Genomic DNA, 18,286 nt, shown 5'->3' on the forward strand with positions numbered 1-18,286 from the left:
TCCCTGCGACAGTACTGACCAGGACCTCAAGTGGCCAGAATGAAGTCCGTCTGATCAACGGCCGCGCTGGCGACACCCACAAGGCGGATGGAGTCCGCCCCGATCCCCACCATCGTGTCCGCCCCGTCAGCCGTTATGCTCACGTTGGCCGCGAACGTCGCACTGGTGATCCCCAACCCCGTGATGTTGAGCAAGTCGTGCCCTGCGACCAGATTGGCTCCGAAGTTAAAGATCGCATCGGTGCCGAAACCCGCGGCAGCAAACACGAAGGTATCGTTGCCGCCGATACCGCTACTCAACAGGTCGTTACCACCACCACCGGTGAGCACGTCGTTACCCGCACCACCCACGATCGTGTTGTTGAGCGTGTTACCCGTGCCCGCGAAGTTGCCGCTGCCGCCGAAGAACAGACTCTCGACATTGGCACCCAGGGTGTAGCTCGAGAGCGAGGTCCAGACCGTATCGTTACCGGCACCGGCGGCCTCGGTCACCACGTCCCCAGCGGAGGTGACTTCGTAGACATCGTTGCCGATACCGCCGGCCATCGTGTCGTTGCCGTTACCACCGATGAGAGTGTCGTTACCCGCACCGCCCACGAGCGTGTTGTCGAGCGCGTTACCGGTGGCCCTGAAATTGCCGCTACTGCCGAAATACAGATTCTCGACGTTGGCACCCAGGGTGTAGGTCGCGAGCGAGGTCCAGATCGTGTCGCTACCGGCACCGGCGAGCTCGGTCACTACGTCCCCAACGGAGGTAACCTCGTAGACATCGTTGCCAATACCGCCGGCCATCGTGTCGTTACCGTTACCGCCGATGAGAATGTCGTTACCCGCACCACCCACAATCGTGTTGGCGAGCACGTTACCGGTGCCCCTGAAATTGCCGCTTGCGCCGAAATACAGATTTTCGACGTTGGCACCCAGGGTGTAGGTCGCGAGCGAGGTCCAGATTGTATCGCTGCCGCCACCGGCAAGCTCGGTCACCACGTCCCCAGCGGAAGTGACTTCGTAGATATCGTTGCCGATACCGCCGGCCATCGTGTCGTTACCATTACCTCCGATGAGAATGTCGTTACCCGCACCGCCCACGAGTGTGTTGGCGAGCGCGTTACCGGTGCCCCTGAAATTACCGCTACCGCCGAAATACAGATTCTCGACGTTGGCACCCAGGGTGTAGGTCGCGAGCGAGGTCCAGATCGTGTCGCTGCCGCCACCGGCGAGCTCGGTCACCACGTCCCCGACCGAGGTGACTTCGTAGATATCGTTGCCGATACCGCCGGCCATCGTGTCGTTACCGTTACCACCGATGAGAATGTCATCGCCCGCGTCACCATTGATGATGTCGTTGCCACCCTGGCCGTTCATGAAGTCGTTGCCGTCACCTCCGCTGGCCACATCATTGCCCGCCGTGCCGATCCATGTGTCGGCACCGACGGTACCGGCAAACACAGTACCGACGAGTACCGGGGCCGTGGCGTCGGATGCGATGCTTTCGGTCACACCGAAGTCATCCACGAAACTGACCACCACGCGCACTTGATCGCCGACCTGAGCCTGACCAAGCGTGAACGTGCTACTGGTGGCTCCGGCGATGTTGACGAAGCTGACCCCGTTGGTCTCCTGCCACTGGAAGGTGAACTGCGGATTGCTGAGGCCATCGACGTCGACGAGGGTCGACAGGTTGGCGGCCAGCACTTCGTTCAGGAACGCAAACCCGAGGATGCCCGGCCCTGCGATCGGTGCGTTGTTCGCCGACGAGTCGACGATCTCCAGCGTACCATTGGCATCCTGATACACCGCCCGAACACGGATGTTCAGACCGGCGACATCGTCCGCCACCAGATAGGAGGCGCCGGTCGCCCGTGAAGCCTCGCCTGCGGCGATAAAGGTGATGTCCTCAAAGATGCCCGAACCCGGGACGTTTTCGACCTGCCAGTAGTAAGACACGGCCCCGGTAATCGCACCGGTCACATTGGCCACGCCCTGGTTGTTGGCGTCGCGTACCGTCTGGCTGCTGACGCGCAGCAGCTGGCCGGCGACAGGCGCATCGACACGAGCACCGGTGGTAGCATCGAGGATCGCCAGACGCCCCACAGGAGCGCTGTTCGTGGCGGTGCCAACACCGGAGGCCTGCGCCTGGTCAGCGAACTGCAGGCGCTCGATGCCCGTCAGGCGATCGACGCCATCACGCCCTGCAACCAGGTCGGTCACGATGACAGCGTTGCCATCGACAGTGACGGTGTACTCCGACGCATTACCGGAGAACACCGCAGTGTCGAAGTCGTCAGTGCCGGTCAGGATCTCCCGCACGATGACCAGTTGGCCCGGGTTGTAAGTACCGTTCAACATCGCCTGGACCATCGGCCCCATGCTGTCGAACGTGGCGATTTCCGCACCGGTGCCATCAGCATTTGCCCGTACGCTGATGCGTACGTTCAGCCACTTGTCACCGTCGATGATGTCGTCGCCACCGCGACCTTCAATGAGGTCGCTGCCGCTGCCACCGAGGATGATGTTGCCGCCGTCGAAGAACGTCGCTCCGACCGGCAGCAGACCCGCCAGACCGTTGATCAGGCTGATGTTGGTCAGCACACTGCCGGTTGCACCCGCGGTGGGTAGCGATGTCGCATCTGTGCTATCGCCGCGCAGGAAGTCACCGTGGGACGAGCCCGACAGACCTTCCATGATGTCGAAGCGCACCAGCGCCGAGGCTCCCGAACCCGGCATCGGTGGCACATCGAAGAAGCGGTCGCTGAAATCGATGCTAACGCCTTGGGCGAGATCCTTGAAGGTCGCCCAGTCATAGCCCGAGCCGCCGATATAGCGGTCACCAAAGCCGAGACTGCCGACCATGATGTCGTCACCGCCTTCGCCGTTGAACTTATCGTTCTCGCCGCCGCCGATGTAAACATCGTGGCCGATCACAGGGTCGTTGCCCAGCGGGTCGAAGTTGTCGCCAGGCGCACCGTCCGAGGTGCCCTTCTCGATCCAGTCGTCGCCTTCGTTACCCATGTCCTGTTCGTTGGCTTTGCTGCCCAGGATGAAGTCATTGCCCTGGCCACCAATGGCCTCGGAGGCGTCCTCACCGGTAATGATGAAGTCGTTGCCGAACCCGCCAATGATCAGGTTGACGCCGTTGCCTCCGTGCAGCACGTCGTTGCCGTCGCCACCCTGGAGGTTATCGTCGCCGCCGGTGTCGGTGATGATGTCGTCGCCGTCGCCACCGCGCAGTTGATCGTTGCCGTCACCGCCGTCGATGCGATCGTTGCCGCCATCACCCCAGACCGTGTCATCGCCTTCACTGGAGATGAGGATGTCTGCGCCGTCTGTGCCACCCAGCACGATGTGCTCGGCACCTGTGTACTTGATGTAGTTGGTGTCCGCCCCCACGGTCAGCGGGTTGTCGCGGAACACTACCTGCTCGCCGTTCGGGCCGAGCGGGTCGGCGGTGAGCAGGCCTTCGTTGAATTGCCTGCCCTGGTCCACTTCCAGATAGAACCCCGGATCCGAGAACACCAGGCCCGGCAAGTGAGTGGCCGACGTGTTGGCCATGATCAGCTTGGCGAACGAGTTGCTTTCAAGTTCGGCATTCATCGACAGGCCAGAGGTACGCTCCAGGTAGTAGAAGCGGTCGCCGTCCTGCAGTTTTTCCAGCTGGTTCTCGAACACGAAGTTGAAGGTCGAGCCGAGCATGCCGCCGAACGGGGTTTTCGCTTCGGCCAGACCGCCGATCCAGAGATCGATGGCATCGACGCCAGTGACCGTCACGTTCCTCAGATCGTCGGTGGTGCCCAGCACGCCATCCGTGCCGGCCAGCGTTACGTTGGCAAAGGCACCCGTGCTGTTGAGGAAGTCCAGACGGTCAGCCGGTGCGCCCACACCACCGAATACCAGCGCCAGAGCTGCCGCGCGCTTGCCTTCCAGTGTGGTCGCCGCCGTGATCGTGTCATGCGTGCCATAGGCCGCGATGAAGTTGATCAACGACTCCGGGTGTTTGAGGTACTGCACCAGATCGACCCAGCTGGTGTACGGCTTGAGTTGGGTATCACCGGTCTGGCTGTAGATGTCGCGGCGGATCGCGTTGAGTGAGGGAATCCCCACGTCGCGGCCACGGGCGATGTTGATCGCCGGCAGGTCGAGCGGTAGGCCGAGCAGGTTATTGCGCAGCGCCTCGGTGACGAACTCGTCGATTTCGTTACCGGCTTGCCGAGTCACCCCACGTATGATCGCACTGGTCGCATCCTCTGGCGACACGCCACTGGCGGCGTACGCCAACGGGTTAAGGAACGCCGCGATCAAGCCCAGTTGCTGATCGGGATTAGCGCTGGCCGGATCGCCTATCACGTTGAAGTCGATATCGAAGCGATCGACGGTCTCGGTCAGCATCGAGTGGCCAAACCGGTACACGGTGTGGGCGAACTCGGCGACGATCGAGGCATCGAGGTCGACGTCGTAGACCTGGGTCGGTGCGAAGAACAGGTCGACTCTAGGCTGGATGGTCCGCGCAAACTCCTCGAACACCAGGTGCTGATACTGCATTTCGGTGCCGAACTTGGCCGCCTGGAACAAGCGCTCGCCATTCCACTGCAGCGCATCGAACTCGGCCTGGGTGGTTGGCAATGCCGCCACCGGATTGAGCAGCCACTCGTTGAGGAAGGCCACGTCACCCGAGTCGAGCACGGTGTCCTTGGTCTGCTGGACCAGGCGGTTGTGCTCGGAGTGGAAGATCGCATGCACCGCGGTCAGGCCGATGTTCTCGTTGACCCGGCCGTCGCCGGCGATGTAGTGAGCGTCGAGCAGTTCGTTGTCATAGGTCAGGTTGTTGCCGCCTGGGCCAACGGGCTGAGCATTCCCGACAAGGGTGTCGGCATCCGCCTGCAGAACCCCGCCGGTAACGACCGGCACGGCGTTGTGGGCGATGTCGTTGAGGAAGGCATGGCTGGTGCGCACCGCGTTCACGAGGCTTACCGGACTGGCCGGATTGCCTTCGACAAGCGTAGTGACGTCATCGGCGTTGCCGGCAATGCCGTCCGCCCCGTTGTTGACCCGAATGACAACCTGCGGGAAGCCGTTCGGCCCTTTGATGAAGTTGCCATAGGCGTCAGTCGCCAGCAGCGGGCCGCTGTCGATATCGGCATCGGTAAGGTTGATACCCAGGATGTCGCGGGCTTGCGCCTTGACCACCTTCCAGGTTGCCATGCCACCGATTTCGACGTCGTCCGCGGTACCAAACGTGCCATCCACACCCAGATCACGGTTGGTGATCAACCGGCCAGTCGCTACGGGGCCGTTGGCGGTCAGTTCATAACCGCGCAAGAACACCTGATGCGACGGGTGCGAGCTATAGGTCTGGTTCTGGTCCACGAACGGCGAGGTGGTGTTGGTGTGCTCATGGATGTCGTCGGCCGTACCAAGAACGCCATCCGCCCCTGGCTGGTTGGTCGCGCGAGTGAGGACCATGAAGTTCGTCGGGCTACCTGGCACAAACAGCGGATCATCCGGTTGCAGCGGGATAAACACGGTACCCGAACCGCCTTTGGTCACCAGGTCCAGACCATGATCGAAGAACTGCCCGAAGAAGGTCATCCAGGCGTTGAACGGCGCGGACAATCCCGCATCCGGCGCGGTGTTTTCGATCAGGTACACATCGCGGTCGTCGGCCGTACCGAACTGTCCATCCAGCCCGGGGCTGGCAACAATCTGTACGCCGTCCTTGAGCACGTCGTCGTTACCCACTGCACCGAAGTTGAGCACACCGTCCAGGCCCGGGTTGAATGCCGTGGCATAGGCCGCCGGGTTGTTCGCCGTCTGGTCGACGATCAGGTTACTGATGGTGCGCGGCTGCGAGTCAGTCACAAGGCCGCTGCTCTGCGCATACGACGTTCCCCCTTCCGCCGGATTGAAGACCGGATCGGTCAAGCGCGGAAAGAGGTTATCGGCGGCACCAAACTCGGTGTGGTTGTTGCCGTTGAGGTTCATCAGGTTGTTGTTCGACCCGTCGACCGTACGCAGTCCCAGCGGCGCGCGGATGTTCGGGATCAGCGAGAGGATGTCCTGGCCGGCCGCATCCGCCTCGGCAATCCTGATCTGGTCAAGAATGAAGTTGAGGTCGGAGCGGACCATGTGCAGGCCCGCGCCACCCGCGGTGGCATCGACTACAGGTACCAGTGGCGTTGGCGTAACCGGTGCACCGGCAACGATGGCAGCCGTCGGCGTGGAGAACAGGATCTCCGTGGTGCCGTGACCGTCCTGATAGATCGCCTTGACCCGCAATGACAACCCGGCGAGGTCAGGAGAGACCTTGAACGCAGTGCCGTCGGCACTCTGGAACGCCAGGTCGCCAGCCGGCAACAGGATGATATCCTCAAATACGCCGCTGCCTGGAGTGGCCTCGAACTGCCAGACGTAGGACACAGAGGAGTTGGTGATCAATCCCTGCGGATTGCCCGCCGCGACGTTGTCGCCATCGCTCACCCCGGCCACGCTGACCGTCAGTAAATCGCCCACGGTAATCGCGCCGCCGTTGCCATCCGCGACAGTCGGACTGCCATCCGGTTGGGCATTGAGACCGTCCACCAGCACTTGCTGGTTATCGGCGAACTGCAGGCGTTCGATATGCAGCAGCGTATCGATGCCGTCTCGACCCGCGACGCTATCGGCCACTGTCCAGACATCGTCCGTCACATCGTTCGTGCCACGATCGTCGACAGTGACCGCATACTCGGCTTCAAGCCCGGAGAAAATGGCGGTGTCGAAGGCCGCCCCGCCAGTCGAGGTGCCAGGCATGATTTCCCGCACGGCCTTGAGCTGACCAGGGTTAAAGGTGCCGTCCAGCATGAACGGGATCATATCGACCATGCTGTCGAAGGAGGCGATCTCGGGGCCGGTATGGTTGACATCACCAGCGGCATAAACGGCAATCCTGACGTTGATCCATTTGTCGCCATCGATCAGGTCATCGCCGCCACGGCCTTCGATCAGGTCACTGCCATCACCGCCGAGGATGATGTTGCCGGTGGCAAAACCGGTGACCGGCAATCCGGCATCGGCCAGGAACTGGTCCAGTCCGCGGATCAACGCGACATTGGTCAGCGCACTGCCCGTGGTACCACCGTGGTTGATGATGGTGTCCGCATTGACATCATCGCCCTTGAGCACATCGCCGAAGCTCGAACCGGACAAGCCTTCGACCTCGGCAAAACGGTCGAGAATCGAGGCTGGCGAGGCACCGACCGGATTGAATACGCCGGCATTCTGGTTTGGTGTATTGCCGTGGGGCTGCGCCAGCGCGGCCATGCTCAGGTCAGCCGTCACGCCGACCCGGTCATTCTTGTAGCTGATCCAGTCGAAACCGGACATGCCGTCCATCTTGTCCTGGGCATCGCTGCCGATAAAGATGTCGTCGCCACCCTCGCCGATCATCTCGTCAAAGCCGCCACCACCGACAAAGATGTCGTTGCCGATCACATCGTCAGTGAGCAGTGGCGCGAAGTTATCGCCAGGCGCACCGTCCTGGGTGCCCTTCTCGATCCAGTCATCACCTTCGTTGCCGGTCGGTGGCAGGTTGGTCTTGGCACCGAGGATGAAGTCGTCACCCTGGCCGCCGAAGGTGGTGGTGATGTCTTCGGTGGTGATGATGAAGTCCTGACCATCGCCACCCAGGATCAGGTTGCCTGCAGCAAGCATGCTGCCGGCCACGATCACATCGTTACCGGCATTGCCTTCCAGACGGTTGTCACCGAACGAGTCGCTGATGATGTCATCGCCATCGCCACCCAGTACCGCATCGTTGCCCGCACCGCCTTCGAGGCGGTCGTTGCCTGCGTCGCCGTAAAGGGTGTCATCGCCGTCACCGGAAATGATGATGTCATTGCCGGCGGTGCCACCCATGACGATATGGTCTTCACCGGTGTACTGCAGATAGTTGGTGTCCGGACCCACGGTGTCGGGGTTGTCGCGAATCACAAGGGACACGACTTCGACGCCGTTGATCAGGATGCCGCCAATCGGGTCGGCACGGCCATCCACGCCAAGGCCGGTGAACTGAGAGGCCTGATTCACTTCGAGGGTGAACGTCGGCGTCAGGAACACGGTGTTCGACAGGTGGGTGACATCGGTGTTGAGCATGATCAGCTTGGCAAAAGAGTTGTTTTCCAACTCGGTGCCGAAGTTCAGGCCCGCGGTACGCGACAGGTAGTAGAAGCGGTCGCCGTTCTGCAACGCCTCCATCTGGGTTTCAAACACGAAGTTGAAGGTCGAGCCGAGCATGCCGCCGAACGGCATCTTCTGTTCGGCGAGGCCACCGACCCAGAAGTCGATGTCGTCGACGCCCGTGACCGTCACACCGGTCAGGTCATCGGCAGTACCCAGTACCCCATCCCTGCCGGCCGTCGTTACGTTGGCGTAGGCACCGGTGCTGTTGAGGAAGTCCAGGCGGTCAGCCGGCGAACCCGCAACATTGAATACCAGCGCAAAGGCTGCAGCGCGTTTGTCTGCCAGCGTGAGCGCCGCCGTGATCGTGCTATGGGTGCCATAGGCCGCGATGAAGTTGACCAGCGACTCGGGGTGCTTGAGATGGTCAACCAGGTCAGCCCAACTGATGTACGGCGTGAGTTGGCTGTCACCGGTCGATGCGTACATCTCCCGACGCGCTTCATTCAACGTGGGGATACCGGTGTCGCGACCGCGCGCCAGGTTCAGGGCCGGCAAATCGAGCGGCAGACCTAGCAGATTGTTGCGCAACGCTTCGGTGACGAACTCATCGAGTTCGTTGCCGACCTGGCGGGTCACACCGCGAACGATCGCCCCTGCCGCCTGGTCCGCAGTCACCCCGCTGCCGGCGAACGCCAGCGGGTTGAGGAAGGCCGCGATCAGACCCAGTTGCGAGTCCGGATTGGCCGGGTCAGTGAGCAGCGGATTGAACGCGGGATCGAAGCGATCGACGGTCTCGGTCAACATCGAGTGACCGAAGCGGTACACCACGTGGGCGAACTCGGCGAGGATTGCCGGGTTGATCGAGGTGTCATAGCCGCTGGGCGCAAGGAACTCGTCGACCTGCGGCTGAATGGTCCGCGCAAACTCCTCGAACACCAGGTGCTGGTACTGCATCTCGGTGCCGAACTTGGCGGCCTGGAACAGGCGTTCGCCATCCCACACCAATGCCGCGATCCCGGCAGGTGTAGTCGGTATCGCGGTCACGTCGACCGCCAGCCACTCATTGAGGAAGGCCAGGTCGCCGGCGGCAATGAGGGTGTCCTTGGTTTGCTGGACCAGGCGGTTGTGCTCGGAGTGGAACACATGGTGCACGGTGGTCAGGCCGATGTTCTCGTTGACCCGGCCGTCGCCGGCAATGTAGTGGGCGTCGAGCAGTTCGTTGTCATAGGTCAGGTTGTTGCCGGTAGGGCCAACGGGCTGCGCATTGCCGACAGCGATGTCGGCGTCCGCCTGCAGAACCCCGCCGACGACGACCGGCGCGGCATTGTGGGCGATGTCGTCGAGGAAACCATGCCCGGTACTCACGGCGTTGGCCAGACTGATGGGAGCTGCCCGGTTGCCTTCGACCAGTTGAGTGACGTCGTCAGCCGTGCCGGCGATGCCGTCGGCACCGTTGCTGATACGAATCACCACCTGCGGCATGCCGTTCGGCCCGCGGATGAAGTTGCCGTACGCATCGGTTGCCAGCAATGGCACGTTGTGCACGTCGGCGTCGGTCAGGTTGATGCCCAGAATGTCACGGGCCTGGGCCTTGACCACTTTCCAGGTCGCCATGCCGCCATTTTCGCTGGCGCCATCATCGGCGGTGCCGAACAGGCCATCGGCGCCGAGGTCGCGATTGGTAATCAAGCGCCCCGTTGCAACAGGATCGCCTGCCGCGTTGAGCACGTATTCACGCAGGAACACCTGATGCGAGGGGTGCGAGCTGTAGGTTTGGCTCTGGTCGACGAACGGCGAAGTGGTGTTGGTCTGGCCATCATCGACCGTGCCGACGACTCCGTCCGCGCCCGCGGTACGCACTGCACGTGACAGCACCATGAAGTTGGTCGGGCTGCCCGGTACGAACAACGGATCGTCCGCCTGCAGCGGAATGAACACGACGTCGGTCGCGCTCTTGGTGACCAGGTCGAGACCGTGGTCGAAGAACTGGCCGAAGAAGGTCATCCACGAGTTGAAGCTGGCGGTCAGGCCGACGTCCGGCGACACGTTGGGATAGAAGAACACATCCTTGTCATCGGCCGTGCCGAACACGCCATCGAGCCCGGGGCTGGTGACTATCTGTACGCCTTCCTTGAGTACGTCGTCATTACCCACCGTGCCGAAGTTGAGCACACCGTCCAGGCCTGGATCGAACGCTGAGGCATAGGCCGCCGGGTTGTTGGCGGTCTGGTCGACGACCAGGTTACTGATAATCCGTGGTTGCGGATCGATCACCGTGCCTGTTCCGGCGTATTGCGGCGATAGAAAGGAAGGATCGAGCAGGCGCGGGAAGTCAGCGTCCGCGGCGCCAAAATCACTCTGGCCGGTGACCAGGTTGTTAAAGCTGCCATCGACGGTACGCAGGCCGAACGGCACCTGAGAATTGGGAAGCAAATCAATGAGGCTGGTGCCGGCGGCATTCGCTTCGGCGATAAAGATTTGCTTGAGGATGAACTCCAGGTCCGACTTGCTGAAATTGGCCATTTTGGATTGCCCTCGATCTGTCTGGGTAAAGGCGCGGGACGAGAAAATCCTCCCGCGCCAAGTCAAGTGCTGGCTTGCGCAGTTTGTTGGTTGTGTTTTTTTGCGAGAGCTGGCGTTACCCGGGACCCGGGATCAGCGCCTGGAATTCGCTATATGAATTGCTCGCCGGGCGATCAGGCAGAGCGGATTCGAGCCCTGGGCGGGCCATGGAATCTGGAAGTGAAGGCAAACGTCCTGGAAAGCCCCTTCCCTCTGCAAAAGAACGAAATGATCGACATGATTCTGCTCCTCTCGGGAAAATCACCGCGCCTTGCGCTGCCAAAGCGATGGCAGGCTTCAGGCGGGCGGGCCCCCCGATAACTAAGACTAAAGTTCCATAGCAAATCTTTGTCAATATTACGTCGTTAAAACTGACGACTGGTGGTAGGCATCCCAACTAGCTGTTTTTAAAAGATATATAGAAAGTTGTGTGTTGGTATAGAGCGAAATGTTATTTCAGACTGTTTCACCGCCACCTACGCTGCTGCATGAGGGAGCAACGCAGCGATTTCGGAAGACTCGCCAACCCTAGAGCGACCAGCCTGCGTGTCCATAAGCTGTTTACAGGACTACATTTACTGTTAGCTGTTGCGCCCCAGGGGCAATCGGCTTTTCGCAGTGGGAGGATCAACATGCCCAAGCAGTCGAGCATCCGTTCCGAACTGGCCGACGCGCTCTTTCGCCTGCGCCGCAGTTTTTATTCGCTGGCAGCATTCAGCGGCGTCATAAACGTCATGATGTTGACGCCAGCTATTTATATGCTGCAGGTCTACGATCGAGCCCTGGTCAGTCGCAACGTTACGACGCTGGCGATGTTGACGGTCCTGGTGGTGGGCCTGTTCCTGCTGATGTCCACGCTGGAGATGGTCCGCACCCGCGTGCTGATCCGGGTCGGCAACTGCCTCGACATGGATCTCAACCGACGCATTTTCACCGCTGCATTCGAGCGCAACCTGAGCCGCGCCGGAGGTAACCCGGCCCAGGCCCTGCAAGACCTCGCCCAGGTTCGTCAGTTCGTCACCGGCAACGCCCTGTTCGCTTTCTTCGATGCACCGTGGACGCCGATCTACCTGCTGGTCGCCTATCTGATCCACCCGATACTCGGACTGATCACGCTGATCGGCTCGCTGATTCTGGTGGCCCTGGCCTGGCTCACCGAGAAGGCGACACAGAAGCCGCTGGCCGAAGCCAATCAGGCCGCCATGTCTTCCTCCCTATACGCCAACAACAACCTGCGCAACGCCGAGGTCATCGAGGCCATGGGCATGCTGCCGTCGATCAGCAAGCGCTGGTTCCAAAGCCATTTGCGCATCCTGGAAATGCAGACCCTGGCCTCCGACCGCGCCGCCTTGATCAGCAGCACCGGGCGCTTCGTGCGGATCACTTTGCAGTCGCTGATCCTCGGCGCCGGTGCGCTGCTGGCGATCGAAGGCAAGATCACCCCGGGGATGATGATTGCCTGCTCGATCCTCTCCGGCCGCGCACTGGGTCCGGTGGAACAGGTCATCGCGTCGTGGAAGCAATTGCTCGGCTGCCGCTCGGCCTGGGGCCGGCTCAACGAGATGCTGCAGGACTATCCGCGCCGGCCACCGAGCATGTCGCTGCAGCGGCCAATGGGCATGCTGGCGGTTGAGAATGTGTATGCCGGCGCCCCGGCTACCAACAACACGATTCTGCGCGGCGTGAGCTTCAGCCTTGTCCCCGGCGAAAGCCTTGGCATTATCGGCCCGTCCGCCTCGGGCAAATCCACCCTCGCCCGCCTGCTGGTCGGCGTCTGGCCGGCGCAGGCCGGAAAGGTGCGCCTGGACGGTGCGGACATATTCAACTGGAACAAGGGCGAACTTGGCCCCTGGCTCGGCTATCTGCCACAGGACGTGGAGCTGTTCGAGGGCAATATCGCCGACAACATTGCGCGCTTTGGCGAAGTGGACAGCGAAGCGGTCATCCGCGCCGCCAAGATCACTGGCGTGCACGAGATGATCCTGCGTTTTCCGCAGGGTTACGACACCCGCCTGGGTACTGATGGCAGCCCGCTTTCCGGCGGCCAGAAGCAACGCATCGCCTTGGCCCGCGCGTTGTATGGCGAGCCCAATCTGATCGTGCTGGACGAGCCGAACGCCAACCTCGACGACGTCGGCGAAAAGGCCTTGGTCGATGCTCTGGCCGAACTCAAGGGCCGTGGCGCGACCGTCATTCTGATTTCTCACCGTCCCAACGTACTCTGTGCCGTCGATAAGGTACTGATGCTGCGCGACGGCAGCGTGCAGATGCTCGGCACGCGCGATGAAGTATTCGCAGCGCTGCGCAAGGCCAGTGTCATCCCTGCAGGCGCGTCGACTCCGCTGGCCTCCGTCAAAGCACGGGAGTGACCGATCATGCAAATGAGCCAACATACCGAGATGATTACAGCCGGTTCCAGGAGCGTGGTAGACCTGGACGTTGGCAAACCCGCGCGGTGGGGCGTGTGGCTGGTGCTTGCCGGCTTCGGCGGCTTCCTCCTGTGGTCATGGCTGGCGCCGCTGGATGCCGGCGTGGTAGCGACAGCCACGGTCAAGGTCACCAGCAATCGCAAAGCCGTGCAGCACCTGAGCGGCGGCACCGTGGAGGCCATTCTCGTTCGCGAAGGCGATCTGGTGACAAAAGGCCAGGAGGTGGTCCGCCTCGATTCGTTGCGTGCCCTTGCCGAACAGGGTGCGGTCAGCGCTCAGTACATCGTCAGCAAGACGGTGGAAAACCGCCTGGAAGCGGAACGTGACGGTCGCGATGTAGTGAACTTCGATCCTGAACTGCTCAAGCGCTTCCAGGATGACCACCGCCTGGAAGCCGCCATGGACCTGCAACAGCGTCTGCTCGACACCCGGCGCGCCGGTCTCGCCGGCGAAATCAGCATCCTGCAGGAGAACCTGGCGGCGTCGGCCGTGCAGCTCAAGGGCCTGCAGCAGGTCTATAGTGCCCGCGCCTCGCAGATCAGTTTCCTCAACCAGGAACTGCAAGGCACCCGCGTGCTGACGGCCGAAGGCTATGTGCCGCGCAACCGCCTGCTTGAGCTGGAACGCAGTAATGCCGACCTCTCCGCCGGCCAGGCCGAGAACCTCAACAACATCGCCCGCGTGCGCAGCCAGACCACCGAAATCAAGCTGCGCATCCTGCAGCGCCAACACGACTACCTGAAGGAAGTCGAATCGCAGTTGACGGAAACCGCCAAGGAAAATACTACCCTGGCCGACCGCTTGCGCGCGCTCGACTATGAAGTGACACACACGGTGATTCGGTCACCGATCGATGGCATGGTCCAGGCTTTGAGCATCGCCACCGTCGGCGGGATCATTCAGCCCGGCTTCAAGATCATGGAGATCGTTCCAGTCAACGAACCCTTGCAGGTCGACGCGATGATTCCTGTGCAGGCCATCGACAAGATGGTCCCCGGCCTGCCCGTGGACATTTCCTTCCCGGCCTTCAACCATGCCAAGACACCAAACATCCCCGGCCGTGTGATGACCATTTCCGCCGACCGCCTGATGGACGAGGAAAGCAAGCAGCCGTTCTATCTGGCCCAGGTGGAAGTCACCCCCGATGGCATGGGTCTGCTTGGCACCAATCACATTCGCCCCGGAATGCCCGCCAGCGTCACCATAAAGACCGGCGAACGCAATATGTTGAGCTATCTTCTTAAACCAATGCTCGAACGTGTGGACAGCTCATTCAAGGAACAATGAAATGGATCGTCATTGCCTGCTCTTCTGCCTGATGGGGTTGGCCTTGCCGGCCAACGCCATGGACCTCAAGCAAGCCTGGGACCTGTTGCAGTTCCAGGGCCCCATCTACCAGGCCGCCATGCATGAAAAGGAGGCCGGTGGGGAAAACCGCGCCATTGGCACGGCCGGCCTGCTACCGCAGATCAACGCCTCGGCCTACGACAACAAGGTCAATGGCACGCAACGCCAGAGCGGTATCGAAAGGGATCTCGACTACGACTCCAAGGGCGCCAACGTGCGCCTGCGCCAGCCGCTGTTCAACAAACAGAAAATGGCCGAATACCGTCAGGGTCAGCAGCGTGCCGACTACAGCAATGCGGTATTCGATGCCAAGAGCCAGGATGCCGCGGTGCGCCTGGCCGAAAGCTATTTCGACGTGCTCCTGGCCAGCGAAACCATCACCCTGGCCAAGTCCAAGCTGACCGCCTTCGAAGAGCAACTCGCCTCGGCGAAACGGCGCCTGGAACTGGGGGCCGGCACCGTCACCGACGTCGACGAATCGACCGCTCGCCGTGACCTCGCCGAAGCCGAATTGATCGAAGCGCAAGACAACCTGGTCAACGCGCGTCGCAAGCTCGAAGAATACATCGGTGAAACCCCCGAATCGCTGACCACCTTGCGTCCGAGCTTCGATACACCACCGCTGCTGCCGAGCAACCTGCAGGACTGGCTGGTCAAAGCCCAGGTCGATAGCCCGTTGCTCCATGCGCGCCGGTACAGCCGCGACCTCGCCGAAGAAGAAGTGAACCGCGCCAGGGCCGGCCACTGGCCAACCCTGGATTTCGTTGCCGGCTACACCGCGGGTGAGAGCCAATCCCTCTCCGAGCTGAATCAACGCAACCGCTACGGTTCGATCGGACTGGAAGTCAACATCCCGATATTCGCCGGTGGCGGCGTCAGCGCGTTGACACGCCAGGCCAGTGCCAATAGCGACAAGGCCACGGACGAACTCGACGCCGCGCGACAGGAGGTCATCACCGGAACCACCCGCGAATATCAAGGCATCCTGAGCGGAGCCAAACGCATCCGTGCCCTGGAGAAGGCCGTGGCGTCCAACGAACGCTCACTGGCATCGTCACGCAAGGGCTTCAAGGAAGGCGGCACCAGCACCAACTCGGATGTCCTCAATGCAGAAGAACTGCTCTTCGTTGCGCGCCACGATCTGTTCGATGCCAAGTTGCGCTATTTGATGTCACGCCTTCGCCTGGCCTCCTCGGTAGGCAGCCTGGGCGACGACGATATCGACCAGATCAACAACTACCTCGGCCCGGAATTGCTGGTCACCAATTGACGCTCACTTGCCGGCCGGTCGCGCAAAATGATGGCTGACCGGCGTTCCACTAAGCTCTTGATTCCCTTTATGCTCGATCCGGTTCCAAATCAAAAGCCACGCCCGGCTCCAGGCTGTAAACTGTTTCCCCATGCGCAAACTTTTGTACCTGACATTTTCCATGGCGTTGCTCGCCGCCCTCACGACCTACGCGATGTGGGCCGCAGACCGGCCGGTGGGTCATTACCTTTCGGACCTGCGGATCAGCCTGGCTGTCGACCAGGGCACGCCCGCGGACCGAGGCAATCTGTTGGGCATCCAGCCCGAACTGTTTCCTACCGACTATCAAAGCCCCGAGCGTTTGCACCGCAAACTCGCGGCCTATCTGCAAGCAGCCCGGGACCAGGGTTTGCTGAACGGCAAGACCGTCGTTGTGTTGCCGGAGCACGTCGGTACCTGGCTGATGGTCAGCGGCGAGAAAGATGAGCTGTATCAGGCCAGCACCCTCAAGGAGGCCATGAACTGGCTGGCGGTGAGCAATCCCCTGAAGTTCGCCAAGGCGTTGATCGGTGCCGAAGGCGGCAATCGTCTGGACGATGCCCACCTGCGCATGAAAGCCAAGGCAATGGCCAGGGACTACCAGGCATTGTTCGGAGGTCTGGCCAGGGAGTTCCACGTGACACTGGTGGCGGGCTCCATCGTGTTGCCCGAACCGAGCATCATCGACGGCACCTTGAGAATCGGCCGCGGCGCGCTGTACAACAGCAGCGTGGTGTTCAACAGCGAAGGCCTGCCGATCGGCCAGCCCCAGCGCCAGATACACCCGTTCTTCGCGGAACAGAACGGGATCAAGGCGAACGGCGAGCACTCGCTCAATGTCGTTGATACCCCCGCGGGAAGGCTGGGCGTATTGATCGGCCACGACAGCTGGTACCCGGAAAACTACCTCAAGCTCAACGACCAAAGCGTGCAGCTGGTTGCGGTACCGGCCTATGTTGCCGGCCGTGGCACCTGGGATCAACCGTGGCGCGGCTACAGGGGCTCGTCGGCGCCGGCGTCGGTCAACTTGAAGCCAGGGGACGTCAGTGAAGGCCAGGCCTGGCAGCGCCTGACCCTCACGACCCGGATGCCGGCCAGTCAGGCGGTCGCTGGCATGAGTGTGTTCCTGCGAGGTCGGTTCTGGGACCAGGGCAGCGCCGGGCATAGCTTCCTCAGCAGCAATGGCCAGCACTTTGCCGATGGCAACGCCCATGGTGCGCGCTTGCTGAACCTCTGGTTGTAAGCCATGAATCCACAGCCGATGCGCCTCGGCGATCTGTCGGTGGGCTTTGTTCATAGCCTGGCCGATGCCGTGCGCAGTCATGGCGTCGATCCGCAGCCGCTGCTCGATCAATACGGTCTCGATGCCGCGCGCCTGAGCGAAGCCGGTGCCCGGTTGTCGATACCGCGCTACATGCGCCTGGGCCACAGCGCCATTCAACTGACCGATAACCCTGCCCTTGGCTTGCGCATGGGGCGGCTCAGTCGCCTGAGCCAGGCAGGCCTCGCCGGGGTCACCGCCGCCCAGGCGCCGACGGTACGTGAAGCCGCGCGTTGCCTGATTCGATTCGAAGCCTTGTACGGCTCCAATTATCGGGGCCAATCAAGCTTTCACGAAGACGCCCAGGGCGCCTGGCTGCGCTTCTATTCGATCAGCCCCTACAATGCCTATAACCGCTTTGTGGTGGATTCGATCATCGCCGGATGGTTGCAGCAATTATCCAGTGTCAGCCCTGCCCCGCTGCACGCCGAACGCATCGAGATCGAATTCGAGGAGCCCGGTTACCGTGCGGCCTATGACGTGCTGGGTGATTGTCCGATTCAGTTTGGCGGCGAGCGCAATCAACTGCGCTTGAGCCTGGCAAGTCTCGCCCAGCGCAATCCCGAGCATTGCCCGAGTACCTGGAGGCATTTGCTGCAACTGTGCGAGCGGGAACTGGAACAACTGACACGCACCCGCAGCCTGCGTGAACGCATCATCGCGCTGCTGGGACCCTTGCTCAATGGTGGCCGGGAGCCCGACCTGCAGGAGGTGGCGGCACGCCTGAAGCTGCCCACCTGGACCTTGCGCCGCAAGCTCGCCGATGAGGGCACACAATTTCGTGCGATTCTCAACGACACCCGTCGCGACCTGGCCATGACTTACATACGCGACACCGAACTGGCGTTCGGAGAGATCGCCTACCTGCTGGGTTTTGCCTCAGCCGAAGCCTTTCAACGCGCATTCAAACGCTGGAACGGGCAGACACCCGGCGAATTTCGCCGCAGCCATCGCCAATCCGCCTGATGCCTACAACTCGGTAGCGTCTTCCGCTGGCTCCAGTGGATCCAGTTCAAACGCTTGGTACTCGAGCAGCTCTTCTTGATAATCGTCCATTTTTGAATCTCCCAACCCATACTGAAAAAACGTCTGAATTAATGACCAGTTCCCTGAGCATAAAGTGCCCGCGTGAAAGAAAAATGACGCGGACACGACACTCTGTCGCTACTGAATAAAACGTAGCAGC

General features: G+C 61.4%; 6 protein-coding genes. 5 read left to right on the forward strand and 1 reads right to left on the reverse strand.

Annotated elements, in window-relative coordinates:
- Positions 1-26: 26 nt before the first annotated feature.
- Positions 27-10,676, reverse strand: coding sequence for a peroxidase family protein (locus ACM6J5_RS10645; protein WP_414928467.1), 10,650 nt, complete (start codon positions 10,674-10,676; stop codon positions 27-29).
- 671 nt (positions 10,677-11,347) lie between these two features.
- Here ACM6J5_RS10645 and ACM6J5_RS10650 point away from each other — a divergent pair.
- The 5 genes from ACM6J5_RS10650 (at position 11,348) to ACM6J5_RS10670 (ending at position 18,066) form a co-directional block, all read left to right on the forward strand.
- Positions 11,348-13,084 carry a type I secretion system permease/ATPase gene (locus ACM6J5_RS10650; RefSeq protein WP_095944375.1) on the forward strand — a complete coding sequence of 579 codons (1,737 nt, stop codon included), beginning with the start codon at positions 11,348-11,350 and terminating at the stop codon, positions 13,082-13,084.
- Between the two features lie 6 nt (positions 13,085-13,090).
- On the forward strand, positions 13,091-14,431 hold the full coding sequence (locus ACM6J5_RS10655) for an HlyD family type I secretion periplasmic adaptor subunit (protein ID WP_414928468.1): 1,341 nt from the start codon (positions 13,091-13,093) through the stop codon (positions 14,429-14,431).
- 1 nt (position 14,432) lies between these two features.
- Positions 14,433-15,761, forward strand: coding sequence for a TolC family outer membrane protein (locus tag ACM6J5_RS10660; protein ID WP_095944373.1), 1,329 nt, complete (start codon positions 14,433-14,435; stop codon positions 15,759-15,761).
- A 130-nt stretch (positions 15,762-15,891) separates the two neighbouring features.
- Positions 15,892-17,022 (forward strand): carbon-nitrogen hydrolase family protein, encoded by a 1,131-nt coding sequence (locus ACM6J5_RS10665; protein WP_414928469.1) that lies wholly within the window; start codon positions 15,892-15,894, stop codon positions 17,020-17,022.
- A 3-nt stretch (positions 17,023-17,025) separates the two neighbouring features.
- Positions 17,026-18,066, forward strand: coding sequence for an AraC family transcriptional regulator (locus ACM6J5_RS10670; protein ID WP_095944371.1), 1,041 nt, complete (start codon positions 17,026-17,028; stop codon positions 18,064-18,066).
- Positions 18,067-18,286 lie beyond the last annotated feature (220 nt).

This window comes from Pseudomonas sp. IT-P74 (assembly GCF_949768175.1).
Lineage (GTDB): Bacteria > Pseudomonadota > Gammaproteobacteria > Pseudomonadales > Pseudomonadaceae > Aquipseudomonas.

Coding starts and splice junctions, on each gene's coding strand:
- ACM6J5_RS10655 (WP_414928468.1), top strand. CDS start 13,091: ATGCAAATGAGCCAACATACCGAGATGATTACAGCCGGTTCCAGGAGC.
- ACM6J5_RS10650 (WP_095944375.1), top strand. CDS start 11,348: ATGCCCAAGCAGTCGAGCATCCGTTCCGAACTGGCCGACGCGCTCTTT.
- ACM6J5_RS10670 (WP_095944371.1), top strand. CDS start 17,026: ATGAATCCACAGCCGATGCGCCTCGGCGATCTGTCGGTGGGCTTTGTT.
- ACM6J5_RS10665 (WP_414928469.1), top strand. CDS start 15,892: ATGCGCAAACTTTTGTACCTGACATTTTCCATGGCGTTGCTCGCCGCC.
- ACM6J5_RS10660 (WP_095944373.1), top strand. CDS start 14,433: ATGGATCGTCATTGCCTGCTCTTCTGCCTGATGGGGTTGGCCTTGCCG.
- ACM6J5_RS10645 (WP_414928467.1), bottom strand. CDS start 10,676: ATGGCCAATTTCAGCAAGTCGGACCTGGAGTTCATCCTCAAGCAAATC.